The sequence below is a fragment of the Blastococcus sp. CCUG 61487 genome (assembly GCF_005222955.1).
Classification (GTDB): Bacteria; Actinomycetota; Actinomycetes; order Mycobacteriales; family Geodermatophilaceae; genus Blastococcus.
On sequence record NZ_LWUA01000055.1, the window covers coordinates 342 to 2272 of the forward strand.

At 74.2% G+C, this 1931-nt stretch carries 2 protein-coding genes and 1 pseudogene; 2 read left to right on the forward strand and 1 reads right to left on the reverse strand.

Annotated features, from left to right (window positions below; all coding sequences use genetic code 11):
- Positions 1-1053: bifunctional phosphoribosylaminoimidazolecarboxamide formyltransferase/IMP cyclohydrolase (purH, locus tag A6V29_RS05055; protein ID WP_249933029.1), on the forward strand; the 1053-nt coding region annotated here is incomplete at its 5' end.
- A 50-nt stretch (positions 1054-1103) separates the two neighbouring features.
- On the forward strand, positions 1104-1688 hold the full coding sequence (locus tag A6V29_RS05060) for a pentapeptide repeat-containing protein (protein WP_249933030.1): 585 nt from the start codon (positions 1104-1106) through the stop codon (positions 1686-1688).
- Here A6V29_RS05060 and A6V29_RS05065 read toward each other — a convergent pair.
- A pseudogene (locus A6V29_RS05065) lies at positions 1685-1931 on the reverse strand (hypothetical protein); the annotation flags it as partial. The gene A6V29_RS05060 and the pseudogene A6V29_RS05065 overlap by 4 nt on opposite strands.

Below are 1931 nucleotides of genomic sequence, written 5' to 3' on the forward strand. Positions count from 1 at the left end.
AGCCTCGCGGAGCGGCAGCGGTTGGCGGCCGCCGCGTTCCGGCACACCGCGTCCTACGACATCGCCGTCGCCTCGTGGATGGGCAACGTGCTCGCGCCGGACGACGACTCCGGCTTCCCGGCCTGGGTCGGCGCCTCCTGGGAGCGCGCCGAGGTGCTGCGCTACGGCGAGAACCCGCACCAGGGCGCGGCGCTCTACCGGGGTTGGCAGCCGGGCCTGGCGCACGCCGAGCAGCTGCACGGCAAGGCGATGTCCTACAACAACTACGTCGACACCGACGCCGCCTGGCGGGCGGCCCACGACCACGCCGACCCGTGCGTGGCGGTCATCAAGCACGCCAACCCGTGCGGGATCGCGGTGGGGCCGGACATCGCCGCCGCCCACCGCAAGGCGCACGCCTGCGACCCGCTGTCGGCCTTCGGCGGGGTGATCGCCGCCAACCGGGAGATCGACCTGACGATGGCCGAGCAGGTGGCCGAGGTGTTCACCGAGGTCGTGGTCGCCCCGGCGTTCACCGAGGACGCGCTGCGCGTGCTGACCGGCAAGAAGAACATCCGGCTGCTGCGCCTGCCGCACCTGCCGGGGCCGGGTGCGGAGATGCGGCCGATCGGCGGTGGGCTGCTGCTCCAGGTCAGCGACCGGCTCGACGCCCCCGGCGACGACCCGACCACGTGGACGCTGGCGACCGGCGAGCCGCTGGACGCCGCAGGGCTGGACGACCTGGTCTTCGCCTGGCGCGCGGTGCGGGCGGTGAAGAGCAACGCCATCCTGCTCGCCCACGACCGGGCCACCGTCGGCGTCGGCATGGGCCAGGTCAACCGGGTCGACTCCGCGCGGCTGGCCGTCTCGCGGGCAGGGGAGCGGGCTGCCGGATCGGTCGCCGCCTCCGATGCGTTCTTCCCCTTCGCCGACGGGCTGCAGGTGCTGCTCGACGCCGGGGTGCGGGCCGTCGTCCAGCCGGGTGGCTCCGTGCGCGACGAGGAGGTCGTCGCCGCCGCGGCTGCCGCGGGCGTCCCGCTCTACCTGACCGGCACCCGTCACTTCGCCCACTGATGCGGCACACGCCGCGGCCCCACGTGCGACCGCCGGCCGCCGGTTCGCAGGTGGAGGGGGAGGACTTCGCCCGGGTCGACTGGTGGGGCGCGGAACTGGACGGCGTCACCTTCGTCCGCTGCCGGTTCGACGACGCCTCGCTCGAGGAGCTGGTCACCCGGCGCTGCGTCTTCGAGCAGTGCGTGCTCACCGGGGTGCGGCTGTCGGGGTCGCGGCACCACGGCTCGGCGTTCCTCTCCTGCCGGTTCGACCGCGCCAAGCTCGTGGACGTGACGTGGGACGGCTGCAAGCTGACCGGCTCCCAGTTCCCCGGAGCGCAGCTGCGCCCCATGACGGCGACCGAGTGCGACTGGAGCTACGCGAACCTGCGCGGCGCCGACCTCGCCGAGCTCGACCTGTCGCGTCAGCGGCTGCGGGAGGCCGACCTCTCCGACGCCGATCTGCGCGGTTCGGACCTGACCGGGGCCGACCTCGACCACGCGCGCCTGCAGTCGGCCAAGCTGCGCGGCGCCGATCTGCGGGGCGCGTCGACCGAGGGCGTGAACTGGCGGTCGGTCGAGCTGACCGGAGTGCGGCTGGACGTCGTCCAGGCGGTCGCCTTCGCCAGCGCCCACGGCGCCGTGGTCGGGGACTAGCGGATCCGCTTGCCGGTGAGCAGGGCCTTGAGGCTGCCGAGCAGGCCGAGGACGGCGACGGCGATGGCGCACCAGAAACCCGGGCCGAAGAAGCCGAGCTCCCAGTCGGCGTCCTCCAGCGGCACCACGACCGCCCACACGACCAACCCGCTCACCAGCAGGCCGAGCAGGCCGAGGAAGCGGTGCGAGCGGGCCGGCAGCCACATCAGGATGCCGAGCACGAGCAGCACGCCGCCGCCGAGG